14 protein-coding genes, 1 tRNA gene and 1 pseudogene are annotated in these 19,336 nt (G+C 71.5%); 6 read left to right on the forward strand and 10 right to left on the reverse strand.

The window, feature by feature from the left end:
• Nucleotide 1 precedes the first annotated feature (1 nt).
• The 4 genes from ACZ7IB_RS02610 to ACZ7IB_RS02625 all read left to right on the forward strand — a co-directional run bounded on the left by ACZ7IB_RS02610 (nt 2) and on the right by ACZ7IB_RS02625 (nt 6,625).
• Nucleotides 2-2,809, forward strand: coding sequence for an FtsX-like permease family protein (locus ACZ7IB_RS02610; RefSeq protein WP_470908543.1), 2,808 nt, complete (start codon nt 2-4; stop codon nt 2,807-2,809).
• Nucleotides 2,806-3,768 (forward strand): ATP-binding cassette domain-containing protein, encoded by a 963-nt coding sequence (locus ACZ7IB_RS02615; protein ID WP_470908545.1) that lies wholly within the window; start codon nt 2,806-2,808, stop codon nt 3,766-3,768. The genes ACZ7IB_RS02610 and ACZ7IB_RS02615 overlap by 4 nt, the downstream gene beginning before the upstream one ends.
• Before the next feature lie 113 nt (nt 3,769-3,881).
• Nucleotides 3,882-5,432, forward strand: a complete 1,551-nt coding sequence (locus ACZ7IB_RS02620; RefSeq protein ID WP_470908546.1) for an alpha/beta hydrolase — start codon at nt 3,882-3,884, stop codon at nt 5,430-5,432.
• Nucleotides 5,429-6,625, forward strand: coding sequence for a serine hydrolase domain-containing protein (locus ACZ7IB_RS02625; protein ID WP_470908548.1), 1,197 nt, complete (start codon nt 5,429-5,431; stop codon nt 6,623-6,625). The genes ACZ7IB_RS02620 and ACZ7IB_RS02625 overlap by 4 nt, the downstream gene beginning before the upstream one ends.
• 66 nt (nt 6,626-6,691) lie before the next feature.
• Here the strand turns inward: ACZ7IB_RS02625 and ACZ7IB_RS02630 are convergent, their stop codons facing one another.
• The 7 genes and pseudogenes from ACZ7IB_RS02630 to ACZ7IB_RS02660 form a co-directional block, all read right to left on the reverse strand.
• Complete coding sequence (locus ACZ7IB_RS02630) at nt 6,692-7,381, reverse strand: DUF8010 domain-containing protein (protein ID WP_327275185.1); 690 nt, start codon at nt 7,379-7,381, stop codon at nt 6,692-6,694.
• Nucleotides 7,378-7,800: an acyl-CoA thioesterase gene (locus ACZ7IB_RS02635; RefSeq protein ID WP_470908550.1), complete on the reverse strand. Its 423-nt coding sequence runs from the start codon at nt 7,798-7,800 to the stop codon at nt 7,378-7,380. Before ACZ7IB_RS02635 ends, ACZ7IB_RS02630 begins: the two co-directional genes overlap by 4 nt.
• Before the next feature lie 5 nt (nt 7,801-7,805).
• Nucleotides 7,806-9,470: an energy-dependent translational throttle protein EttA gene (gene ettA / locus ACZ7IB_RS02640; protein WP_266361440.1), complete on the reverse strand. Its 1,665-nt coding sequence runs from the start codon at nt 9,468-9,470 to the stop codon at nt 7,806-7,808.
• Between the two features lie 219 nt (nt 9,471-9,689).
• Nucleotides 9,690-11,066, reverse strand: a complete 1,377-nt coding sequence (locus ACZ7IB_RS02645; RefSeq protein WP_470908762.1) for a Cys-Gln thioester bond-forming surface protein — start codon at nt 11,064-11,066, stop codon at nt 9,690-9,692.
• A gap of 585 nt (nt 11,067-11,651) precedes the next feature.
• A pseudogene (locus ACZ7IB_RS02650) lies at nt 11,652-12,044 on the reverse strand (single-stranded DNA-binding protein); the annotation flags it as partial.
• Nucleotides 12,045-12,144: 100 nt separating this feature from the next.
• Nucleotides 12,145-14,115 carry a YfjP family GTPase gene (locus tag ACZ7IB_RS02655; RefSeq protein ID WP_470908552.1) on the reverse strand — a complete coding sequence of 657 codons (1,971 nt, stop codon included), beginning with the start codon at nt 14,113-14,115 and terminating at the stop codon, nt 12,145-12,147.
• The gene (locus tag ACZ7IB_RS02660) at nt 14,112-15,752 is read right to left on the reverse strand and encodes an ATP-binding protein (RefSeq protein ID WP_470908763.1); all 1,641 of its coding nucleotides are present in this window, start codon (nt 15,750-15,752) and stop codon (nt 14,112-14,114) included. Before ACZ7IB_RS02660 ends, ACZ7IB_RS02655 begins: the two co-directional genes overlap by 4 nt.
• A 328-nt stretch (nt 15,753-16,080) precedes the next feature.
• Between ACZ7IB_RS02660 and ACZ7IB_RS02665 the strand changes: the two genes are divergently transcribed.
• Nucleotides 16,081-16,153: transfer RNA gene (locus tag ACZ7IB_RS02665), tRNA-Arg, on the forward strand.
• Between the two features lie 353 nt (nt 16,154-16,506).
• Here ACZ7IB_RS02665 and ACZ7IB_RS02670 read toward each other — a convergent pair.
• Nucleotides 16,507-16,938 (reverse strand): MarR family winged helix-turn-helix transcriptional regulator, encoded by a 432-nt coding sequence (locus ACZ7IB_RS02670; protein WP_470908554.1) that lies wholly within the window; start codon nt 16,936-16,938, stop codon nt 16,507-16,509.
• A gap of 72 nt (nt 16,939-17,010) precedes the next feature.
• On the opposite strand from ACZ7IB_RS02670, the gene ACZ7IB_RS02675 reads away from it, so the two are divergent.
• On the forward strand, nt 17,011-17,844 hold the full coding sequence (locus ACZ7IB_RS02675; RefSeq protein WP_470908556.1) for an SDR family NAD(P)-dependent oxidoreductase: 834 nt from the start codon (nt 17,011-17,013) through the stop codon (nt 17,842-17,844).
• Nucleotides 17,845-18,030: 186 nt separating this feature from the next.
• On the opposite strand, the gene ACZ7IB_RS02680 is transcribed toward ACZ7IB_RS02675, so the two are convergent.
• Nucleotides 18,031-18,834, reverse strand: a complete 804-nt coding sequence (locus ACZ7IB_RS02680; protein WP_470908557.1) for a sensor domain-containing protein — start codon at nt 18,832-18,834, stop codon at nt 18,031-18,033.
• A gap of 111 nt (nt 18,835-18,945) precedes the next feature.
• Nucleotides 18,946-19,170, reverse strand: a complete 225-nt coding sequence (locus tag ACZ7IB_RS02685; protein ID WP_470908559.1) for an FG-GAP repeat protein — start codon at nt 19,168-19,170, stop codon at nt 18,946-18,948.
• Between the last annotated feature and the right edge of the window lie 166 nt (nt 19,171-19,336).

Genomic DNA, 19,336 nt, shown 5'->3' on the forward strand with positions numbered 1-19,336 from the left:
CATGAGTGCGCGTTCCGTTCGAGACCGTCGCGCCCCCGCCGCCTGCGCGCCCTGGGTCCGTACCCGGCTGCGTACCGCTCCCGGCACGGCTTGGGCGCTCGGGCTGCTGGTGCTGCTGACGGCGTTCCTCGCCGCCGCTTTCCCGCGTGCCGTCGACCGCTACGAGAACGAGGGGCTGCGCCATGACATCGCCGCCGCGGACCCCCGGCTCAGTGTGCTGGAGCTGAGCACGCCGCAGCCCGATCTGCAGGTGCCCCAGCCCCGGCGTGAGGAAGCGGTGAGTGCGGCGTCGCTGGCGTCCGTCCATCGCAGGGTGCTGTCCGGGCTGCCCGACGTGGTGCGGCCCGACACCGCCCAGTCCGCGTACGGCTTCCGCACCGGGAAACCGATCTCCGCGCAGGAGGGCTGGCTGCCGCGGCCGTCCCTCATCGACCCCGAGCTGACCTACTCGACCCTGTCGGACCTGCCGGACCACGCCACCCTGCGCACCGGGACCTGGCCCGCCGTCCACGGCACGGTCACGGCGGGCACGCCCGAGGTGGAGGGCGCGGTCACCGAGGAGACGGCGAAAGCCCTGCGGATCAAGGTCGGCTCGGCCATCTCCGTACCGACCCAGGGCGGAACACCGCTGACCGTGCGCATTACCGGCATCGTCACCCCGGAGCGTCCCGCGGCCGCCTACTGGTCGGTCCAGCCACTGCTCCGGACCCCGTCCCTGGTGGCCAAACCGACGCATGACATCCCGCGTTACTACTGGATCGCGGCTGTCCTGCTGCCGCCGGACGCCGCGCCCGCGCTGCTCGCCACCGCCGGTCAGCCGGAGGCGTTCTGGCGGATCCCACCGGATGCCTCCCCCCTCACCGTCACCGACGTGGCGGCCCTGCGCTCGTCGATCGCCTCGCTGGAGGGCGGCCCGGGACTGGTGAACCTGCGTGCGGTGGCCGGCGAGAACGCCGCGCTCACGACCGACCTGGACACGATCCTCACCAGGTACGACACCCTGCGTCAGGCGATCGGCCCGGTCGTCATGGTCGCCGCCGTGGGCATCGGAGCCGTCGCCGCCGTCGTCCTGCTGATGACCATCGGACTGATGGGCGGCCGGCGCCGCAGCGAACTGGCCCTGCTGCGCTCACGCGGCGGATCCTTGCGTGGCATCGGCGGCCGGCTGCTCGCCGAGACGGTGGTGACCACGGTGCCCGCGGCGGCGCTGGGTCTGCTGATCGCCGTACTGACCATCGGGGACGCCCGGCTGTGGCCCTCGGTCACCGGCGCGGTCGCCGTCGCCGTACTGGTCTGCGTCGCCCTGCCGCTGTGTACGGCGCTGCCGCACCGCAGGCCGCGGCTGCACGGAGCCCGCGACGACCTGATGGACGCCCGCCCGTCGCGACGGCGCACGGTCGCCGAGCTCACCCTGCTGGTGCTGGCCGTCGGCGCGGTCGTCGCGCTGCGCCGGCGCGGTACGGGCTCCGGCGGCGGCGATCCGCTGGTCAGCGCCGCCCCCGTACTCGTCGGTCTGATCGCCGCCCTGGTCCTCGTACGGCTCCTTCCGCTGCCGCTGCGTCTCGCCTCGCGCTCCGTCGCCCGGCGGCGCGGCGCGGTCGGATTCCTGTCGCTGGCCCGCGCCGGGCGCACCTCGGCAGGTGGCACGCTCCCGCTGCTCGCACTGCTGATCGCGCTGACCACCGCGGCGTTCGGCGGCTCGGTGCTCGCGGGCATCGCGGACGCGCGGGACGACGCGGCGGTACGCGCGATCGGCGCGGACGCCCGGATCAGCGGCCCGGGCAACTCCGTACCGCTCCCGGACCGCCTGATCCGGGAGGTACGGAAAGCGGGCGGCGTGCGGGAGGTGGCGCGCGTGCAGATCGAGTACGACGTGGTGCTGCCGGCCGACGGGACCGGGGACCAGCACACGAAGGACGCCACCCTGGTGGGCGTCGACCCGGCGACGTATGCCCGGCTGGCCCGCGCAACCGGCCTCGGGGCGTTCCCCGCCGACCGGTTGAGGGCCTCCGCGGCAGCGAAGAAGTCCGCGCCTCCGAAGGACCCGGTGCTGCCCGTCATCGCCTCGCCGTCCGTCGCCGAGCGGCTCGGCGACCGGGCACGTGACCTCTCCGCGGCGGCCGGGAACTTCACGGTGCGGGTGGCGGGTACCGTCACGCGCACTCCCGCCGTCTCCGACAGCGACTTCCTGATCGTCGACGCCGCGTCGCTCACCCGCCGGCAGACCACCACCCTGCTGGTCACCGGCGGCTCCCCGGACACGAAGGCACTGCGCACGGCGGCACACCACACGGGCAAGGACGTCTCCGTGCGGCTGCGCTCCGAGGCACGCGAGGCGTTCGTCGACACCCCCGTGCAGCGGGGCGCCGAGAAGATCTACGCGGCGGCGATCGCGGCCGGCGCGGGCTACGCCCTGCTCGCCGTTCTGCTGTCGCTGCTGCAGACCGCGCCGGAACGCACCGCTCTGCTGGCCCGGCTGCGGACCATGGGCCTCACCTCCCGGCAGGGCAGACGGCTCCTCGGCCTCGAAGCGATGCCGCAGGCGCTGCTGGCCGCCGTCGGCGGGCTGCTCGTCGGATGGGCGACGACCGCCCTGCTGGCGCCGGGCGTCGACTTGGTGAGCCTGGCTCTCTCCGCCGGGCCGGAATCCGGCGGAGACGACACCATTGCGCTACGGGCCGACCCGTGGTCGCTGACGCTTCCGGCGCTCGGCGTGGTCGTCCTCACCGCCGCGGTGGCCGCCGTCCAGGCCTGGTGGGCCGGAAGCCGCGGACCGATCACCGAACTCAGGGCAGGAGACCCCCGATGACGTCGCCGTCGACCGACACCACGCTGGCCGAGCTCGAACAGCGGGCCACCGCACGCCGCGACCGGCCCTCCTACGGGCACGACGCGCTGATCGCCTGCGACCGACTGGTCCGCATCTTTTCCGCGGACGGGGTGGAGGTGCAGGCCCTCCAGGGCCTCGATCTGCTGGTCACCGAAGGCGAGTTGATGGCCCTGGTCGGTGCGTCCGGCAGCGGCAAGTCGACCCTGATGAACATCCTGGCGGGCCTCGATGTGCCCACGGCCGGGTCGGCGAAGGTCGCGGGGTGCGATCTGCTGTCGATGGGACCGAAGGAACGGCTCCGCTACCGCCGGGACATCGTCGGGTTCGTCTGGCAGCAGACGGCCCGGAATCTGCTCCCGTACCTCACCGCCGCACAGAACATCACCCTGCCGATGCAGCTGCGCGGCCGGGGCCGGGGCCGTGAACGGGTGGAGCGCGCCGAGTCGTTGCTGCGGATGCTGGGGCTGGAGGAGTGCCGCGACCGGCGCCCGCAGCAGCTCTCCGGCGGCCAGCAGCAGCGGGTGGCGATCGCCGTCGCGCTCGCCAACAATCCGTCGGTGCTGCTCGCCGACGAACCGACCGGTGAACTCGACTCGGCGTCCGGCGAGCGGGTCTTCGCCGCGTTCCGCCGCGCCAACGAGGAGCTCGGCACCACGATCGTGATCGTCACGCACGACCTGGCGGTGGCGAGCGAGGTCCGCCGCACGGTCGCCATCCGTGACGGCCGTACGAGCTCCGAGGTGCTGCGCCGCACCGAGGTCGACGCGGCGACGGGCCTGGAGTCCCAGGTGGCGCGGGAGTACGCGATGCTCGACCGCGCGGGCCGCCTGCAGCTGCCCGCCGACTACACGGAGGCGCTCGGGATGGAGCACCGCGTGATGCTGGAGCTGGAGCAGGACCACATCGGGGTGTGGCCGGACGACCAGCCGCACCCGTAAGGGGTGTTGGTGGTGCTGGCCCCAGGGCGCTTCGACCGGGTGGCCCGATGTTCCCGCGCCGGGCACACCCCTAGCGTCGTGCGGGAGTCATCCACCTGATCCCGAGGAGCACGATGCGCGTTACCCGACTGGCCACCGCCGGCCTGGGCCTGACCTGTTTACTCGCGGGCACGGTGCCCGCGTCGGCCGCCCCCGCCGCCCCCTCCGCCCCCGCCCACCAGCGGCTCGTCTGGGGCCCCTGCTCGCCGCAGCAGCAGGAGCTGAACGAGGCGGGCGCGCAGTGCGCGAAGGTGACCGTTCCCCTCGACTACTCCGATCCCGGCGGCCCGACGATCCGGATCGCGGTCTCCCGTATCAAGGCCGACGCGAAACACGGCAAGCGGCGGGGCATCCTGCTGTCCAATCCGGGCGGCCCGGGCGGCGCCGGACTCGCCAACACCCTTTATCTGCGACCCGCCTTGAAGGATGTGGCGGACCGCTACGACCTGATCGGCTTCGATCCCCGTTTCCTCGGCGAGTCCACCCCCATCACCTGTGACCCCGCCGCCCCGACGCCCGCGCCCGGCCCGACCACGACCCGCCGTGAGGACTTCGAGCGGTCGGTACGGTCCGCACGCGACACCGCACGCCGCTGCCTGGAGCACGGGGACAACGCCCGGCTCCTGCCGCACGCCACGTCCCGGAACGTCGCCCGCGACATGGACGCGATCCGCGCGGCGCTGGGCGAGCGCAGGCTGTCGTACTACGGCGTCTCCTACGGTGCCGATCTGGGCGCCGTCTACACCCAGATGTTCCCCCGCCGCGCCGACCGCATCGTCATCGACTCCTCGACCGACCCGTCGGCCACCCAGTACGAACTCTTCCAGCGGGCGGGCAAGCCGCTCGAAGAGGCACTGGACGCCTGGGCCGGATGGACCGCACGGCACAACGGCACCTACCGGCTCGGCAAGACGCCCGTCCAAGTACGGTCGAATGTCCAGCAGTTGCTCGACGGGGCCGAGCGGCGCCCGGTCACCGTCTCCGGCATCCGGCTCGACGCGCCGTTGCTGCGACTGGTGCTGAGGCAGCTCATCCAGCACGAGGAGTACGACCCGGCGCTCGCCGGTACGGTGCGCGACCTGACCGATGCCGCCGCGGGCAGGCCGGTCGAGCCCGGCCCGGAGCTCGCCGCCATGCTTGAGCTGCTCGCGTCGCCCGAACTGGCGGACAGCATGCTGGGCGGGGCCCTCTTCATGTGCGGCGACAACGGCTGGCCGGCCGGTGGCTGGCCGAAGAATCCGGAGACGTACTGGAAGAACATGGAGCGCAGCCGCGCCACCCAGCCCGTCTTCGGCCCGATCGTCAACAGCATGATGGCCCCGTGCGCGTTCTGGACGAGCACATCCCGTGAGCCCGCCACGGTGATCGGCAACGACGTACCCGTACTGATGCTCCAGGCCCGGCGCGACAACAACGTCCCCTACGAAGGGGCATTGGCTCTGCATCACCGGCTGACCGGTTCGCGGCTGGTGACTGCGGACATCCGCTCGCACGGGGTGTACGGGCGCGGACTCGACGGCCTCACCTCCGTCCCCTGCGCCGACAGAGCCGTCAACGACTATCTGCGCGACGGCATGCTGCCCGGCGCCGACCTGACCTGCCCCCGCACCGGGGAGGACCGGTGATCAGCAGACGTACTGGCCTGGCGGCCACGGCAGCGGCCCTGCTCACCGGAGCGTCCGGACCCGCGGCGACGGCCGCCGCACCCCACCGCGCCCCAGGGCTCCGCAGCCGTCTCCAGAGCGATGTGGACGCGATCTGGGCCACCGGCGCCACCGGCGTACTGGCCGAGGTGCAGAGCGCCCACGGCCGGACGACGGCTCGCGCCGGATCCGCCGACCTGCGGGCCCCGCACCACCCGGTCCCCTGGGACGCCTACTACCGGCTCGGCAGCGACACCAAGACCTTCACGGCCACGCTCGCCCTCCAACTGGCCGGCGAGGGGCGGCTCGCGCTCACGGACACCGTCGAGCGATGGCTGCCCGGCGCCGTGCGGGGCAACGGCAACGACGGCCGCAGGATCACGGTCGCCAATCTGCTGCGCCAGACCAGCGGGCTGAACGACTATCTCGCCGTCTCACCGGACTCGGCCGATGCGTTCACCCCGGACGGCTACCGCCGATCGCGGTTCCGCACCACGGCCCCCGAGGACCAGCTGAAGGCGGCCCTGAGCCGGCCGCCCCTGTGGGTGCCGAACGCCGAACACCCCGCCCGGGAACGGCGCTGGGGCTACTCCAACACCAACTACGTGGTGGCGGGCCTGATCATCGAGCAGGTGACCGGCAACTCCTGGGCGCAGGAGATCCACGACCGGATCATCGAACCCCTGGTCCTGCGCCACACGTTCACGCCGGGAACCTCGCCGTACGTGCCCCACCCCACGGCCACCGCGTACACCTGGTTCCCTGGCTGCGCCCGGCCGACCGACACGACGCTGGCGTCCGGCGGCGGGGCGGACGGCTCCGTCATCAGCACCACCCATGACCACGGTGTCTTCCTGCGCGCCCTGATGAGCGGCCGGCTGCTGCGCCCGCCCCAGCTGGCCGCGATGAAGGAGACGGTCGTGGCCGAGGACTGGAGTGCGGCGCCGGGGGTCCGTTACGGACTGGGCATCGCCTGGCGCCCGGTGGCCGGGAGCAGCGGCGGGATCTGGTTCCACGGCGGAACCCATCTGGGGATCGTCTCCGAGAGCGGGGTGACGCCGGACGGTGCGCGGGCCGCGACCAGCGCCACGTTCACCCTGCGGATGGGCGACCCGGCACAGGACGCCCAGGACTTGGCCGCGCTCCGGCTGGTGGACAGGGCCCTGACCGGTTAGGTCCTGTCAGTCTGTCCGGACGGGTCCGCCGGCCCGTCCGGACGGGTCCTGTCGTCGGGCCGTCGCTCAGCCCGCGCCCACCGTCACCGCGAGCGTGCCGAGCCCGCTGCCCGGGCCACGCAGGGCGATCGAGCCGAACGGGGTGCGCAGCCGCAGCCAGGCCCCTGCTGCGAGCAGGGCGACCGGGAAGTCCGGCGCCGGGCGGAGGAAGCCGAGGGACTGGGCGGCGTGCACGGCCCGCAGCGGAAGTTCGGTACCGGCGACCGTGCGCGACCAGATCTCGCGGCCGATCAGGTCCCGCTCCGCCCGGGTGCGGCGGTCCTCGGGCAGGGCCTCGTCGCGGGAGCGGAACTCCGCCACCGCGGCGGTGACTGCCGTGCGCAGGGAGACCGGGTCGGGCAGGCCCGGCAGTTCGTGCCAGCCACCGCGGGGCGGGAGGACACCCGTCCACGGCGGCCCGGTGACGGGTGCGGGCAGGGCGCCCGAACCGGCTGCCGTGCCCTCGACGTCGAGGGATTCGAGGAGTTCACCGGCGGACACCGTGACGTCGAAGTCGTGCGATCCGGCCAGCCGCGCCGCCCGGATCGCCAGGACCTCGAACGACGGTGGCCTGCCGAACACGGCCAGCGCGCTGCCGCCGGCCTGCATCCGCACCGCGGCTGCCCGGTCGTAGCGGAGCAGCCGGCCGAGGAAGGCCGCGAGATCCGCGGCCTCCCTCGTGTCGGCGAACTCCAGCGACCGCACGGGCACCGTCATGCTGCGGCAGGCTCCTCGACCAGGTACTGCTGGAGGAAGAGCTTCTCCTCGGCGGAGATCCGCCGGGGCCGCTCCTCGGCCAGGTTGTACGGCACGACGACGGTCGAGGCCCGTACGTAGACCTGGTCCGGGTCCTTGATCTCGTACGCGATCGTCAGCGACGCGGCGCCGATCTTCGTGACCCACGACTCGACGGTCACCGGCTCGTGCCGGTGGACCAGCGGCCGTACGTAGTCGATCTCGTGCCGGGCCACGACGGACCCGCCCGAGAAGGACGGCGAGCCGTCCCCCGGCGCCAGCCGGAACATGAAGTCGATGCGCGCCTCCTCCAGATAGCGGAGGAAGACCACGTTGTTCACGTGGCCGAAGGCATCCATGTCCGACCAGCGCAGCGGGCAGTTGTAGATGTGACGTGCCAAGACGATCAGCCTCGCGTGAGCTTCTTGTACGTGGCACGGTGCGGGCGGGCCGCGTCCGCGCCGAGGCGGTCGACCTTGTTCTTCTCGTACGACTCGAAGTTGCCCTCGAACCAGTACCACTTGGAGTCGCCCTCGTACGCCAGGATGTGCGTGGCGACGCGGTCCAGGAACCAGCGGTCGTGGGAGATGACCACAGCGGCGCCCGGGAACTCCAGCAGGGCGTTCTCCAGCGAGGACAGGGTCTCGACGTCGAGGTCGTTGGTGGGCTCGTCGAGGAGCAGCAGGTTGCCGCCCTCCTTGAGCGTCAGCGCCAGGTTCAGGCGGTTGCGCTCACCACCGGACAGGACACCGGCCGGCTTCTGCTGGTCCGGGCCCTTGAAGCCGAACGCGGAGACATACGCCCGCGAGGGCATCTCGACCTGGCCGACGTTGATGTAGTCCAGCTCGTCCGAGACGACGGCCCAGAGGGTCTTCTTCGGGTCGATGTTGGCGCGGGACTGGTCGACGTAGGAGATCTTGACCGTGTCACCGGTCTTGATGGAGCCGGTGTCCGGGGTCTCCAGGCCCTGGATCATCTTGAACAGCGTGGTCTTGCCCGCGCCGTTCGGACCGATGATGCCGACGATGCCGTTGCGCGGCAGCGTGAACGACAGGTCGTCGATGAGGACCTTGTCGCCGAAGGCCTTCGAGAGGTTCTCGACCTCGACGACGACGGAACCGAGCCGCGGGCCCGGCGGAATCTGGATCTCCTCGAAGTCCAGCTTCCGCATCTTGTCCGCCTCGGCCGCCATCTCCTCGTAACGGGCGAGACGCGCCTTGGACTTGGTCTGCCGGCCCTTGGCGTTGGAGCGGACCCACTCCAGCTCTTCCTTGAGCCGCTTCGCGCGCTTCTCGTCCTTGCGGCCCTCGACCTTGAGGCGGGCCTGCTTCTTCTCCAGGTATGTGGAGTAGTTGCCCTCGTAGGCGATGGCGCGGCCGCGGTCGAGTTCGAGGATCCACTCGGCGACGTTGTTCAGGAAGTACCGGTCGTGCGTGACGGCGATGACGCAGCCCGCGTACTTCGAGAGGTGCTGCTCCAGCCAGTTCACCGACTCGGCGTCGAGGTGGTTGGTGGGCTCGTCGAGGAGCAGCAGGTCGGGGGCCTCGATCAGCAGCTTGCAGAGCGCGACGCGGCGCTTCTCGCCACCGGAGAGGTTGACGACCGGCCAGTCGCCGGGCGGGCAGCCCAGGGCGTCCATGGCCTGCTCCAGCTGGGCGTCCAGGTCCCACGCGTTGGCGTGGTCCAGGTCCTCCTGAAGCTTGCCCATCTCGTCCATGAGCGCGTCGGAGTAGTCGGTCGCCATGAGCTCGGCGACCTCGTTGAAGCGCTTGAGCTTGCCCATGATCTCGGCGGCGCCGTCCTGGACGTTCTCCAGGACCGTCTTCGCCTCGTCGAGGTGCGGCTCCTGCATGAGGATGCCGACGCTGAAACCGGGCGACAGGAACGCGTCACCGTTGGACGGCTGCTCCAGGCCCGCCATGATCTTCAGCACCGTGGACTTACCGGCGCCGTTGGGGCCCACCACACCGATCTTCGCCCCGGGCAGGAAGCTCAGCGTGACGTCGTCAAGGATCACCTTGTCGCCGTGCGCCTTGCGCGTCTTGCGCATCGTGTAGATGTACTCAGCCAAGAGAAACCGTCCGGCAATCGATGTGTGGGCAGATACACCCCATCTTGCCTGACGTCCATCCCGGGATGGAAACCAGTCCGGTCCGCGGTACACCCCGTCCCGCCTACCGGCACGCACCGCCCCCCGTCTTCCGGCATGCGACGGCCCCGGTACGCGTTCGCGTACCGGGGCCGCCATCAGGCAGGCGTGACAGATTGCCCGCCGTTCGTCACTCCGTGATTACTGGGCGGAGGACTGCGTCTTGCGCTTGCGGAGGAGGAAGACCGCGCCGCCGCCGACGACGACGAGAGCGATCGCGACGCCCCCGATGACCGGAGTGGCGCTGGAGCCACCGGTCTCGGCGAGGTCGCCCGAGCCACCGGTCGAGCCGCCACCGGTCGTGGCCGGGGCGGGCTTGTCACCGCCGGTCTGGGTGTCAGTGCCGGTGCCGCCGGTGCCGCTGGTCTTGCAGTCCAGGACGCCCTTGAACGTCTTGGTGAAGCCACCGGGGCCGGTCACCGTGATGTCGTATGCCTGGTCCTCGGCGACCGGGACGGTCACCGTCTCGGACTTGCCCGCCTCGATGGTGTGCTTCGCCCCGGCCAGCTCGAACGTGAACGCCTCGTCGCCCGTGTTGCTCGCGGTGACGTCCACGCCGCCCTTGGCACAGTTCTTCTGCGCCGAGACCGCCGGGATCGCACCCTGCTTGGCCCAGGTCGCGGTGGCGGCCGCGGAGACCGTGGACTCGCTGGAGCCGGCCAGGATCATGGTCTGGCTCTTGGTCACCCCGGCGAAGGCCCGGCCGACCGGCACCGACGTGGTTGCCTGGACGGTCAGCGAGGCGGAACCGTCGGCGGTGCCCGCCGGTACGTCGAAGTAGAGCTCAGCACCGTTGGCCGCCGCGGTCACGGGCTTGCCGCTCTTGTCGGTGACCTTGACACCGCTGGCGGCGTCGGCGGGCGGGGTCACCGAGATCTGGCCCGCATTGGTACGGACGGTGACCGGCCCGAGCCGCTCACCGGACTTGCCGGAGACCGCGCCCGGGTCCAGGGCGAGGGAGGCCTTGGGCTCGGCTTGGTCGACGGCGTTGTGCTCCAGCCAGTCGGCGAGCTTCTCGGCCTGGCTGTCGGTTGCGTCGACATCGACGTTGTCCGAGTAGCGCCAGATGGCGACCTGGGTGCCCGCCGCCGCGGTCTTCTCGGTGAGCGGCCCGGTGCCGGCCTGCTTGGCGAGCGCCGCGAGGTCGTCGACCTGCGGGTAGGAGTGCTCCAGGATCCAGCGGATCTTGCCCGCGTTCTTGTTGCTGCCGAGCGAGGTCTGGTTCCAGGGGGTCTCCAGATACTTCGCCTGGTCCTGGGTGGGGTTGTGGATGTCGATGCAGTACGTCTTGAGGTTGCCACCGCCGTCGACGGTCATCTCGAAGAGCCCGGCGGGCAGCTCCTGATTCCGGCCGTCCGCGTGGAGCACGGCACGGTCGTAGGTCTTCAACCCGTCCAGGACCGCTGCCGCGCCACCTTGATGCTGCGGCGCCTCGTCGGCGACCGCACTGCCCGCGCCGACGAGGGCGCCTGCCATGACCAGACCGGATGCCACCACCGAAGCGGCCAGCCGGGCTATGCCCCGCCGCCGTGGAGAACTGGTCGTCTCCGTGGACGACGAAACGGTCGCTGAATGAGCAGAAAACACAGAATTCCCCTCCGGGCGAGACCCTCCGCGCCTGATGCGCGTGTGGGGATTGTCCCGCCAGTCGACTCAAGTGCCCCGTGAGTACGGGGGAATCCTAAGGAGGAAGGGATGAACATTCCCCCCTCATACCGTCGTACAACCATTCCGAATCGGAATCGTTATCGCCGGTATCGCGCGCGGCGCCTCGACGCCCTCCGATCCGACTTCCCGTCAGATCCGCCCCTCGCTCCCGTCCGGTCACGACGCCGACGCAAGTTCCTGACCGCGTTTCTGACGCACCGTCGGCCGCCGCACCCGCTGTCGCCCGACCCGTTCAGACTGTTCGGACCGCTCGGGCTGCTCACTCCGCTCGCCTCCCCCCTCCCGCTCGTCCCCCTCGGCCCGTACCGCTTCGCACGAACCACCCGGCCGCGCCTCGCTCACCTCCCGTGCTTCCCGTGCCTCCCGCGCCGGGCCGCCCGACCAGTCCGGCTCGTCCGAGCGCACCGGCCCGTCGCCCTGGTCCACCGCCCCGTCCACACTCCCCCGGCGTGCCACCAGCCCCGGGTCACCCCTCATCACCCGCCGGAACGCAGCCGTCCCCCGGGTCAGGTCGTGCCCCACCGCCACCGCCTCGATGTCCACGAACGTCCTGCGCCGGCCCTCCCGTTCCTCCTCGCGCACCTTCAACCTGCCGTGCACGACGAGTGGTTCTCCGATGGAGACGGAACCGGACAGATTCGATGCCAGAGTCCGCCAGGCCCACACGGTGTAGAAGCTGGTGTGCCCGTCCGTCCAGAGCTGTTTCTCGCGGTCCCAGCGGCGCGGCGTCACCGCGAACCGGAATCGCGCCATTCCGCCGGTCGCGGTCTCCCGGAACTCCACGCCCGTCGCCGCGTTTCCCACCAGTGTCACCAAGGTGTCATTCATGACTCCGCCTCCCCTTCGGCCTTCGGCTCCAGCGACCGCACCCGCGCGGCCACTGATCCCAGGTTGGAGGGAAGGCGGAAATCCTGCTGATGCCTGTGGACTACCGAACAGTTGTGGAAAACTCCGTCACCGTCACGTACCGCTCCCGCACCTCGCGGTACCGCACGAGTTCCGCCGCCACCGGATCGAGCACCCGTGCCCGCCCACAGGCCGCCGCCGCCTCGCGCAACTGCCGCTCGGCCTCCTGCCCGTACCGTCGGGCGGGCCCCCGTGCCGCGGCCGCACACGACCACTCCACGAGCGGACCGCCGGTGATCCCGGCCAGCATCACCAGGGCGGGCGTGAGGAATCCCGGTTCGAGTACGCCGACGATCTGGCCCACCAGCCAGAGACCGCCGAAGATCTGCAGCAACGTCATCGATGCCTGTGCCAGCACGGCGGCGGGCCACCACCTGGGCCGCGGCGGCTTCCCGCCCACGCGACCGCTGTGCGCCACACCGGAGGCCCCGGCCACCCCGGTCGCCACGACCGTCGAACCGCCCGGACCGACCGAACCCTGCGCGCCGCCTGCCGCGCCACCCGAGAAGCAGCTCACCGCCCACCCCCGCCCGTCCGCGCTGCCGACCCTTTCCGCCAGCTCGTCGAGCGCCTCCGGCAGCCCTTCCGCACCGTTCACCGCGGCCTCGCGGACCGCCTGTGCCCAGGGGCCGGGCAGTCCGCCGGCGGCCTCGTCCGCCACCGTCCGCACGGCCTGCTCGACACGTTGCCGGGCGGTGAGCTGCTCCTCGGGGGGTGCGGGCTGCGCCAGGCACTCCAGGCTTCCCGGCCGCCGGGTGGACTCGTACCAGCGCCACAGCCGCAGCCACGGCGTGCCGCATGCCCGGCCGGCGTTCCTTCGCCACTCGCGCTCGGCCGCCTGTCCCGCCGCGGCCGCTCCGACGGCCTCCGCGAGCCGGTCGGCGAACTCCTCGCGGGCCCCTTCGCCGAGACCGGACCGCCCCTCGGCGACGTACACCGGACGGAGCCTGGCCGCGGCGGCGTCCACATCCGCGGACAGCCGGCGCGCCGCTGCCGTGCGCTCCTGGACGAACCGGCCGAGCACCTCGCGCAGTTCGCCCACGCCTTCGCCGGTGAGTGCGGACAGGGACATGACGGTGGCGCCCGGTTCGCCGTGTTCGCCGAGCGCCATGCCGTCCTCGTCGAGCAGCCGGCGCAGATCGTCGAGGACCTGGTCGGCGGCGTCGCCGGGCAGCCGGTCGATCTGGTTGAGGACGACAAACGTGATCTCGGCGTGCCCGGCGAGCGGCCGCAGGTAGCGCTCGTGCAGGGCCGCGTCCGCGTACTTCTCCGGGTCGACGACCCAGATCACCGCATCGACCAGCGCAAGCACCCGGTCGACCTGATCACGGTGCCCGGTCGCCGCCGAGTCGTGGTCGGGCAGGTCGACGAGGACGAGCCCCTGGAGTGCCTCATCGGCGTCCATGCCGCTCTGTTGCGGCCTGCGCCTGAGCCGTCCCGGAATGGCGAGCCGGTCCAGCAGCCCGGCGGCCCCGTCGGTCCAGGAGCAGGCGATGGGGGCGGAGGTGGTCGGCCTGCGCAGACCGGTGTCGGAGATCTGGGCACCCGCGAGGGAGTTGAACAGGGTCGATTTGCCGCTGCCGGTCGCTCCGGCGATGGCGACGACGGTGTGTCTGGAGGAGAGCCGCTGGCGGGCCGCCGCTTCGTCGAGCACGCGTCCCGCCTCGGCGAGGGTGGCCCGGTCGAGCCTGGCCCTGGACAGCCCGACGAGCTCACGCAGCGCGTCGAGCCGCGGCCGGAGCGGACCGCTCGACGGTACGTACGCCTCGCCCTGAGGCAGCCGTACCTCGCCGCTCGGGGCGTTCCCGGTCTCGGTGTCTGCCCCCTTGGCGGCCGCGCGCCGGGCGATGAGCCCGTCGTTCCAGTCCCCGCCCGCCTCCGGCACGGCTGTGCGCAGGTCGCCGGGTGTCCGGCGCCGGCTCCGGTGGTTCCGGTCCTCGTGAGAAGTGGGACTCTCGCCCCGGCCGGGCCCCTCGTCAATGACGGCAGTCATCGCTGCCACCTCTCCTTCTGCAGTACGGACAGCGCGGCAATCAGTTCGGCCTGCGGCTCCGGGGCCACATCGAGTGCGTCGAGCGGCGCGAGCCGCCGGTCGCGCTCGCCGTCCAGCACCCGGTCGAGGCAGTTGGTGAGCAGTGCGCCGCCCTTGTCGCGCAGCCGCAGCGCACCCTGGGCCCCGATCCGTTCGGCGAGTTGTTCCCCGGCGCCGCGGGTACGGCGACCGCCGAGCAGTGCGGCGGCCAGGAGCGCCACCACTGTCTCGGCGTCGGGTGCGGCATTGCGTTCGAGCCGGCGCACCTCTTCCTCGGCCAGTTCCTCCAGCACCCGCCACCACCGCCGTACGGCCATGGCGATCCGGCCCCGGATGTCCTCGGCGGGCCCCCATCCCCCGGCCTCCCGGCCGACATCCTCGAAGCCGAACACCCCGGCTGCGGGCTCGCGCTGCCAGGTCGTGCGGATCTGTTCGTCGGCTGCGGCCACCGCGCACTGCAGAAGTGCGGCGAGACTCTCCACCAGCGCTTCGAGGAGTTCCTCGGAGTTGCTGTACATCGGGTATCCACGCCACCGGGTCCGGGCGTCCCCGGCGAGCACGCCGCCGTTGCGCAGCCGCCGCCGGACCCGGGCGCCTTCCGTGCGGTACGCGTCCTCGACCACGCCGGTCAGCCGCACGGCCGCCGCGCACTGGGCCGCGACGGCCCCGGCCAGCGCGGGCATCCGTACGTCCAGCGAGTCGATGACCCCGGCCGCCGTGCGCCCGACCGCCTGCTGACGGGCCGCCGGGTCCTGGGCGCGGTGGCTGAGCCAGGCCCGCAACGGGGCGACCGCGGTGGTGGGCAGCAGGCCGCTGCCGCCGCCGGCCGATTCGGGCAGCTCGGGAATGGTGAAGCGCGGCACCTCACCGAGGCCCGCCTTGGTGAGCAGCGCCCCGTACTGCCGGGACACCTCGGCGATCACCTGGTGCGGTACCCGGTCGAGGACGGTGACGAGCGAGGCGTCGTACTCCTTTGCGGTACGCAGCAGGTGCCACGGCACGGCGTCCGCGTACCGGGAGGCCGTGGTCACCATCACCCACACATCCGCGGCGCAGATCAGCTCGGCGGCCAGGACCCGGTTCCGTACCACGAGCGAGTCGATATCGGGCGCGTCGAGCAGCGCGAGCCCGCGCGGCAGCCCGGTGGCGGTCTCGACGCGCAGCGCGGTCCCGTCCTCCTCGCTCCCGTCGAGGTCGTCGTACCGACCAGGGTCCCCGTTCTCCTCCGGGGGCAGCCAGACCCTGGTGAGCTGCGGCAGTACGCGGACCCCCGCGAACCAGTGGTGATCATCCGGATGGCAGACGAGCACGGGCGTCCGCGTGGTCGGGCGCAGCACCCCGGCCTCGCTGACCAGCCGCCCCACCAGCGAATTGACGAGCGTCGATTTCCCCGCCCCGGTGGACCCGCCGATGACCGCGAGCAGGGGCGCTTCAGGATCTCTGAGCCGGGGAAGCAGATAGTCGTCGAGCTGGGCGAGCAACTCGCTACGGGTCTGGCGGGCGCGCGCGGCCCCCGGCAGCGGAAGTGGAAGACGCACGGCAGCGACACGGTCGCGCAGGGCGGAAAGTGCGTCGATGAGCTGAGGCCGTACGTCCAAGGTCACCACATGCGAAGAATGCCCAATTTTGGCGCCTTTTTGAAGCGTATAGCCACCTCTGCGCGCCGGTTCTCCCGCTGAGACAGAGTCGGGACAGAGGGGACGAGTGGGGCGCAGGCATAACGAGTGCACAACACCCGGGCCACGAGGCGTAAAAAGCGATGCGGGAATCCCACCCACCTGCGATTATCGGTTCGCTTCACCGAACCTCCACATCGTGCCACGCAGGTGAAGCAACCAGGTCGAGGCGATCGGAGCCCTATCCTTGTCCCGGCGGGTCATCGACCGGCCCGGCCCCAGGGCTCCAGGCCGCCGAGGCCAACACCCGGCCCCCGTAGCTCAGTGGATAGAGCAGGCGCCTTCTAAGCGCTTGGCCGCAGGTTCGAGTCCTGCCGGGGGCACACAGTCCGCACGACATCAGGCCCTCCCTCGGGAGGGCCTTTTTTGCAGGCCACAGCACCGTAGCGAGGGCGGCGTAGCGAACGCATAAGCGCCGGACCGGCCCCAGGTCACGGCGGGGCGGGTCCGGCGCTGTCCGGCTGTCACCGGGTTTCTGCGGCTGGCCACAGCGGATGCGCGGCGGCACTTCCGAAGCCACGGTCAACCGAAGCACGCCCAGTACATACGGGAAGCGCCGCCCGACCGCGTGATCAGAACCACCGAACCCGGCCCTGCCCTGCCGGGCACAGCCTCCCGCGACGCGCTTCAGCTGGGCCGTCAGCCTCTCCAAGCGGTCGGCCAGGGGGGGCTGATTTCAGTCTTGCTGGATGGCTGTGACGCAGCGCGCGAGCAGCCCTCGCAGGGTGTCGCGTTCCTGGGGGGTGAACTCGTCGGCGAGGCGGCGTTCGATGCGCACGGCCCGTTCGTCGGCCAGGCGTGCGGTTTCGCGGCCGGTGTCGGTGAGCCGGGTCTCCAGCATCTTCTGGTGCCACGGGTGCGCCGACCTGGTGACCAGGCCGCGTTCTTCGAGGTTCTTCAGCACGGCCGCCATGGCCTGTGGGGTGACCAGGCAGGTGCGGGCCAGCGCGGCCCCGGAGATGCCGGGGTTCTCGGCGAGGACGAACAGAGCGGCGTATTGCGCGACGGTCAGGCCCGCTCCCTTCAGTGCGGCGCTCTTGGCCGCCATGAGGGCTTGCTCCGTGCGCTTGATGTCCATTCCGAGGCGCTCGTCTGCGGTCATTCCCATGACGGCGAGCATACAGCCGCGAACAGTCAGCAAGAATGGTTATGATGACAAGGTCTTGATATAACTCAAGGCATGGATACCGAGATTCCTTCGGCGCGTAACAGGACGGTCCTGATCACCGGCGCCACCCAGGGGCTGGGCCGCCATGTCGCACTCGACCTCGCCGGCAAGGGCGCCACACTGCTGCTGCACGGCCGCGACCGTGGGCGGCTGGACGAGATCGCCGCAGAAGTACGCGCGACCGCACCGGATGTGCCGGTGCGCACATACCTCGCCGACCTGGCCGACCTCGATCAGGTCCTGGCCATGGCCGCCCGCATCATCGATGCCGAGTCCCGGCTCGACGTCCTGGTCAACAATGTCGCAATCGGCTTCGGCACCGACCGCACCAGGCGCGAAGTGAGCCGCCAGGGCCACGAACTGCGCTTCGCCGTGAACTACTTGGCGCCCCACCTCCTGACCCGCGAACTGCTGCCGCTGCTGACCGCTTCCGCGCCCGCGCGGGTGGTCAACGTCGCCTCGGTCGGGCAGGCGCCCATCGATTTCGACGACGTCATGCTGGAGCGCGTCTACGGAGGTGTTGATGCCTACTGCCGGAGCAAGCTGGCAATGATCATGTGGACGTTCGACCTCGCCGCCGAACTCGTGGACAGCGGGGTCACCGTCAACACGCTGCACCCGGCACACCTGATGGACACCCAGGGAGTGCGCGACTCCGGACTCACCCCCGCGGTCGGCATCGACGAGGGGGCTCGGCCGACCGTCCGGCTGATCACCGACCCGGCCCTGGAGACGGTGACCGGCAAGTACTTCGATCAGTTCACCGAGAGCCCGGCCCACGAGCAGGCCTACGACACGACGGCACGAGCACGGCTCGCAGCACTGACCCGCAACCTCCTCGCCTGATCGCGACGGTCATCCCTTCCGCGATCGGGCCCTGATGTCCGGGGCCTCCGGCCGAGGGGCCCGGGCGGTCCCACGCCGAAGCCGGGCCCCCTGTGCACAGGCCCGGCCCCTGAAAGCTGTCTTCCGGCGCGCTCCTCGGCGCGGTTGCCGCATCCCGCCACGGGACGTCGTGGCAAATCCGCCGGGTTACGCGCGCAGGAAGGTCAGTACGGCCAGCACCCTGCGGTGCGTCTCGTCGGCCGGTGGGAGGTCCAGCTTGGCGAGGATGTTGCCGATGTGCTTGCCCACCGCGGCCTCGAAGACCACCAGGTCGCGGGCGATCGCACCGTTCGACCTGCCCTGGGCCACCAGGGCGAGCACCTCGCGTTCCCTGGCGGTGAGGCGCTCCAGTGGATCGCGGCGGCGGCGCAGGAGTTGGCTGTAGCAGCCGAGCATCAGAGTTACGAGTCCGCCCGTCGCGGTCGCGAAGGTTTCGGGCCACGTCGTGACCGTCCACAGCTTCACCACCCGGGCCTCCGCACCGTCCCCGTACACCTCCATCACCACGGGAGTGCTCACCACCGCCAGTGGGACGACCGTGCAGACGCCCACCGCGAGGGTGTCGAGTGGCCACAGGACCACGGCCAGCAGCACGTACCCGAGTTCCCGCCAGGTCGCCCGCTCCCGGAACCGGCACGTCATCCAGCTCCACAGCCCCGGTTCCTCAGGCCGGCGGTGCGGGTCGGGGGCTGGGGCGCGGTCCATGAGGCGGAGCCTGCGCCGCTCCAGGGCCGCGACCGGAATCCCGGTCAGAGCGAGGAGGGCGAGCAGCGGCAGTCCGATCAATGCGAGGGAGAGCGCACCGCCCACCGCCACTCCGGTCACGATCACCACCAGGACGACCGCGCCGGCCAGAGCACCGCTGATCAGGTAACCGGCCGACCTCCAGGGCCAGGACGTCAGCAGATAGCGAGCGGTCGGCAGGGCCTGCCATACGGTGCGGGGGCGCATGGCCTCACCGTAGGAGAGGGTCTCGGGGCGGGTACATCCGTGCTGCCCGAGTCCCGGGGGTAGGGCCGGCCTTACCCCCGGCCGTGATCGTGACGCGGGGCGGAGCCTGTGTCAGCGGTTGAACGGCGGGCCCAGCTCCGCGGCCGTCGCCACCGTGCCCAGCGTCCCGTGGCCGAACGTGAACGAGCCCTTGGCCGTCACACCGGAGGCCGTGGTCGGGAAGACCCACAGGGAGCCCGCGTGCGCGTTCCCGCCGGGGGCGCCGACGACCAGTTCGGTGCGGCCGTCGCGGTTGAGATCGCCCGCGGTGAGATCCATACGGCGCAGATCGTCCATGTCGCGAATCTCCAGGACGGGAGCGGCCGCGCTGCCATCGCGGGGGCCGGGGCGGAACTGGCCGGATGCGCCGTCGTCGTCGATCAGACGCGACGGGCAGTTGCGGACGGTACTCGGTCTCGTTCATGCGCTCGCGAACCACGGGGACCCGCCGGAGGCCTGATCC

The sequence above is a fragment of the Streptomyces sp. NPDC037301 genome, assembly GCF_055602785.1.